This is a genomic window from Nitrospinota bacterium, from assembly GCA_009873635.1.
Lineage (GTDB): Bacteria > Nitrospinota > Nitrospinia > Nitrospinales > VA-1 > LS-NOB.
This window is the reverse complement of the sequence record WAHY01000027.1, coordinates 1-5,033: the sequence shown is the minus strand read 5'-3', so window position 1 is coordinate 5,033 and position 5,033 is coordinate 1. Positions and strand designations below refer to the sequence as shown.

Below are 5,033 nucleotides of genomic sequence, written 5' to 3'. Positions count from 1 at the left end.
AGTTTGGCATTAAAAGTCCTTTAGGTAAAAACCTGTCACTTGCTTTGGGCACGTCAGGGTTGTCTCCATATGAAGTAGCGTCTGCATATAGTGTCATCGCCAACCTTGGAATCTATAATGAGCCTTATATGATTCAGCACATTGAGGATTTTCAGGGGAACCGCCTTTATGAACACTACTACCAGGGAGTGCAGCAATTTTTACCTGATTCCCTATATCCGCTCTTAAATATGATGCAAGGCGTGGTAGAAGGGGGCACTGGCCGGATTCTAAGGAGAATGGGATTTCGTCACCCAGCTGGAGGCAAAACAGGAACAACCAATGATTTTAAAGATGCGTGGTTCAATGGCTTTACAAAAGATATTTCAACTTCAGTCTGGGTGGGATTTGATAATAACAAGCCTATGGAAGCAAAGTCTGGCAAGGGCTTGACAGGGGCCAGTGCCGCGGCACCCATATGGGTGTTTTTCATGCAGAAGGCTTTAGAAGGAAAAAGTCCGGTTAAATTTCCTGTGCCAGAAAAAATCAAATTTGCCACTGTAGATGTGCAGACTGGTTATCTGGCAGATGAATTCTCTCTTGAGACTTTGCAGGTTGCTGTTAAGGAAGACGTGGATCTTTCTGCACAGCCTGTTGTGACTAGTGAACAGGAGCCTGATGAAACAGGACTTCTCCCGGAACCAGTTGATAAGGGCTCCAATCAAACTGAACTTAAGAATGCTACTCCAAACCCTTAAATTTTATCTGGCTCGAATTGCCGTCTCGTTATTCCTGATATTTGTGATGGGATATGCGTTTCTGTTTTTTTTGCACGAGGTAGCACTTCCAGATGTCCTGTTTGATGATGTGGCGATTCAATGGGCCATTGTCATGGTCTGCCTTTTCTTTGGATTTATTGCGTATGGGATGATTGGAGAACAGCGTTTTTTCAATGCTCTTCATTTTCTTAAAAATGTTTCTCCTCAATTGGACCCGGCTGATATTAAAAACCAATATGAAAATCTTCTGAGTTTTACTTATTCCTCTTACTTCTTACCGGAAACAGGAAAACAATACAGGGTTCGTTGTGTCCTTTTGTATGCGGACTATTTGTTGTCCATTGGAGATGAGTCTCCGAGGGCATTGAATATATATGTGCAGGCCTTTTTGCAAAGCCCTGGAGATTCGCGTTTTCGCAAACCATTGCTTGCAATTTTAAATCAAGGAAGGGAACTCACTGAAGACGAAATGGACTTGCTGTTGATAATGGTTCAGCAGGAAGAAGTTCATGATCCGGTTTTGACTCATTATTTGGCGAATCTGTTTTTAAAGGCTGGGCAGTGGTCTGGAAAAGTAGAAAGACTGTTTTTAACCGCATTAGAGGATAAGAGTGAACTTTCAAATGAGATTGTCCGGTTTGCGTTGCCAATATACCTGGCGCATAAAAGAACTGATGAGCTGGCATTGAGGTTTTACCTTTTTGCATTGAACCACACTGATAAAAATGAAGATGAAATTAAAAAATATCTGGCTCACAGTTATTGCGAGGGAAACCTTGCCGGTGTTGCTCCAGAACTACATCAAAGTTGTGGGGATGTGTTTTTAGGTTTGAGTGTTGATTTGCAAGAGGAGATTAAAAATCGAGCTGAGCAAAATAGAGTTTCTTCCAAGTTGAAAAAAATAAAGTTGTTTCGCCGGGAAGACCTGCAGGACCTTAAAAGCTTGAAAGTGGAAATGGGGCTGGTTGCCGGTAAGCTGACAATATTGAAGAAAGGTGTTGGTTGGGCGATCAAAAAACTTTTAAAAGGGTTCAAATGGATTCTTTTGCAGTTCCTTGAAGGGCTCATGAAATTTGGACACCTTTCGTTAAGAACTAAACTTATTAGCTTTGTAATCCTTTCTTTTTCGATATTGCTGGCTCTTGGTTATAGCGGGCTGGTTCCAAAAAAAAAGGATAGTATCCCTCCAGCACCATCGTCATTGGTGAGTTCATCAAAATCTTTGAACGCTAAAAAGGAAGATAGGGTTTTTACAGTTCAAATTGCTGCGGTTGTTTCTGCAAAACAAGCAGACAAGATGATTCGGACACTTAAAAAGAAAGGTGTCGAGAGTCTTTATATCGTGAAGGCGGCGCGAAGAGCCGGAGGAAATTGGTATAAAATAAGGGCTGGTAAGTTTCCCTCGAAAGGCCAGGCCAGTGTTTACGCCAACCGCCTGGTTGATTCGAAGACCATCAAAAACTATTTTGTTATTTCATTGCCTAAAAACTAATGTTTTGGATGGTGTGCTTTAAAGCTGTGCGGAAACGATCAACAGCGGCCATATCGATCTTCATAGCGGGTAATATCTTCCTCATCCAGGAGAAGGCCAAATTGAATTTCTATTATTACCAGCAGCTCGGAGCCGGGATTGCTTAGCCGATGTTTTGAGTTTTGAGGAATGGTGATGGTTTCATTGGTTTTAAGTTTAAAGGTTTTTTCATCCAATACCACTTCTGCCAGGCCGGAGACAATCGTCCAATGTTCACTGCGATGTTGATGCGATTGAAGGCTGAGTGCTTCTCCTGCTAACACTTCAATACGCTTGAGCACATATGAAGGCCCCGAATCTAATATGATGTATGATCCCCATGGCCTCTTTACTGTAGCTGACTGTTTTACTTCCGGGCGATCTTTTTCTTTCAGGGATTCAACCAGTTTTTTTACATCCTGGGACCGGTCTTTGGCGCAAACCAAAAGAGCGTCAGGACTGTCCACAACTATTGTGTCTTTTAAACCTAATGCTGCGATGAGACGTTTTTGGCCCTGAATTATGGTTTCACTGCAATCCTGGGCAATAATATTTCCACTGATAACATTACCCTCAGAATCTTTTACACATACTTCGTCTAAAGAGTTCCAGGCCCCGACATCATTCCAGCCAATATCGCCGGGGATGAGGATCACACGGGAGGAGTTTTCCATCACAGCATAATCTATGGACAGGCTGGGCAGGGAAGAAAAAAGTTCGCGACCTCTTTCATCAAGCTCCATATAGAATGGTTTACTTTTAGTACGCTGCAAGCAATTATTGATGCTTTCAAGTTGGGAATAGATATTCTCCGCGTATTTCTCTAGCTCTTCGAGAATAGAGGAGGCCTTCCAGACAAAGATCCCACAATTCCAGAAAAAGTTTCCATCCTTCAAATATTGCTCAGCCTTACTCCGGTCAGGTTTTTCAACAAACCGTTCTACCTTGTAAGCTCCGTTTTCTATTTCGTCCCCTTGTTTCATATAGCCAAAACCGGTTTCAGGGCGGGTAGGGGGTATGCCGAGAGTAACTAGACACCCATTTTGGGCTAGTGATTTTGCTTTATTAAGTGTATTGATAAAGTTTTCAGAGTTCGTTACAACATGGTCAGAAGGAAAGACAGCCATGACCGCGTTGGGGTCTTTCTCTGCGATAACTTTTGCCAACAATCCAATTGCCAACGCTGTATTTCTATTGCAAGGCTCTGCTATGAGATGATCGGAATTAAAACCGTACTCGTTTAATTGGTGAAGAGTCTCGATTGCCTGTAAATGGTTGGTTGCGAGATAGATTTTTTCTATGGATATCAGTTTTAGAAGACGTTGCAAAGTATTTTGGAGCATTGTTTTGTCTCCAATTATTTTCTGCAACTGTTTTGGGCTTTGCTCGCGGCTTGCAGGCCAAAACCGGGTACCGCTACCCCCGGCCAATATCACTCCGTACATAGAAAAGTCTTTCTCTGGTTGTTTAAATGATCGCGGATATCAAGGACTACTGGATAAATTAACTGGGTTTCTGAGCAGTTTTAATTTTGATAAACCGCATCCATTCTAGCTAAAAAGGCATCAAAGGACTAGGAAAATAACTTGAATTCACAAATGTATGAGAAGGGCATAAATTGGAAAACTTAAGATTATTCTGGCCTTATATTTCCAAATATCAAAGGGAACTGATGATAGGTATTGTGGCATTGGTTTTCACAGATACCCTGACGCTGGTTGTTCCCTGGGTGATAAAAAAGTTTATTGATGTCTTGCCGCAGAAACCTTCTTCAGAAACCCTTCTTGAATATACGCTTTTTCTGTTACTGATAGTTTTGTTCCTTCTTGTGGGCCGTTATGGATGGAGGGTCTATATGTTTGGTCCTTCCAGGAAAATTGAGTTTGATATTTTGAACCGCCTTTTCAACCACCTGTTGACTTTAGATCGAACATGGTACTTGAAGCAGAAAACGGGAGATATCATATCACGAGCTACCAATGACCTGAGGGCGGTGAGAGAGTTCATTGGGCTGGGAGCATTGATCCTCATTGATGCGGTTTTCATGGTTATTACTGCTGTAGTAATGATGGCATGGATTAATGTTGACCTGGCATTCAAAGTGTTATTGCCACTCCCGGTGATTTCTGTCCTGTTCTTTTATTTTGTTAAGGAAATTGGAAAGCGGCATAAAGCGGTTCAGGAACACCTGGCACTCATAACGGGGTTGGTACAGGAAAACCTTGCTGGCATACGGGTGCTGCATGCTTTTGTTCAGGAGGAAAATCAAAAAAGAAAGTTTGCCTCTCTTAACGATGAATACATTGAAAAAAACCTGCATGTGACCCGTATGTTTGGCATCTTTACGCCTACTATGGTCTTTGTAATGGGTCTTGCATCGATGCTTTCCCTTTGGCTCGGTGGGAAAGACGTGATCTCAGGTTCCATGACGCTGGGATCGTTTGTCGCGTTCAATGGCTATTTAATGCTTCTCTCCTGGCCAATGATGGGAATAGGTTATGTCTTTAACCTGACTCAAAAAGGAATGTCGGCAATGAATCGTATTCGTGAAATCTTAATCGCTCAACCTGAAATAATATCCTCTAAAGAAAGTGCGGTGTCTGTAGATGAGATAGGTGATATTGAATTTCGGGATCTCACTTTTTGCTATCCCGGAGAAAAAAAACCAAGCCTGGATGGAATTGAAATTAAAGTTCCTAAAGGTCATACACTGGGAGTAGTGGGGGTGATCGGTTCAGGAAAAACCACTTTGACTCAAATGCTCT

4 protein-coding genes are annotated in these 5,033 nt (G+C 42.2%); 3 read left to right on the top strand and 1 reads right to left on the bottom strand.

Going from position 1 to position 5,033, the window contains the following annotated elements:
- Both F3741_11450 and F3741_11445 read left to right on the top strand, forming a co-directional pair.
- On the top strand, window positions 1-737 hold a 737-nt coding region (locus tag F3741_11450; GenBank protein MZG31394.1), incomplete at its 5' end, for a peptidase.
- Complete coding sequence (locus F3741_11445) at window positions 658-2,250, top strand: SPOR domain-containing protein (protein MZG31393.1); 1,593 nt, start codon at window positions 658-660, stop codon at window positions 2,248-2,250. The genes F3741_11450 and F3741_11445, both read left to right, overlap by 80 nt.
- Window positions 2,251-2,288: 38 nt before the next feature.
- Here the strand turns inward: F3741_11445 and F3741_11440 are convergent, their stop codons facing one another.
- Window positions 2,289-3,713, bottom strand: coding sequence for a mannose-1-phosphate guanylyltransferase/mannose-6-phosphate isomerase (locus F3741_11440; protein ID MZG31392.1), 1,425 nt, complete (start codon window positions 3,711-3,713; stop codon window positions 2,289-2,291).
- A gap of 173 nt (window positions 3,714-3,886) precedes the next feature.
- On the opposite strand from F3741_11440, the gene F3741_11435 reads away from it, so the two are divergent.
- The coding region (locus F3741_11435; GenBank protein ID MZG31391.1) for an ABC transporter ATP-binding protein at window positions 3,887-5,033 on the top strand (1,147 nt) is incomplete at its 3' end.

Excerpts from the sequence above, each read along its gene's own strand:
- F3741_11445 (MZG31393.1), top strand. The coding sequence starts at position 658 with ATGAAACAGGACTTCTCCCGGAACCAGTTGATAAGGGCTCCAATCAAA.
- F3741_11440 (MZG31392.1), bottom strand. The coding sequence starts at position 3,713 with ATGTACGGAGTGATATTGGCCGGGGGTAGCGGTACCCGGTTTTGGCCT.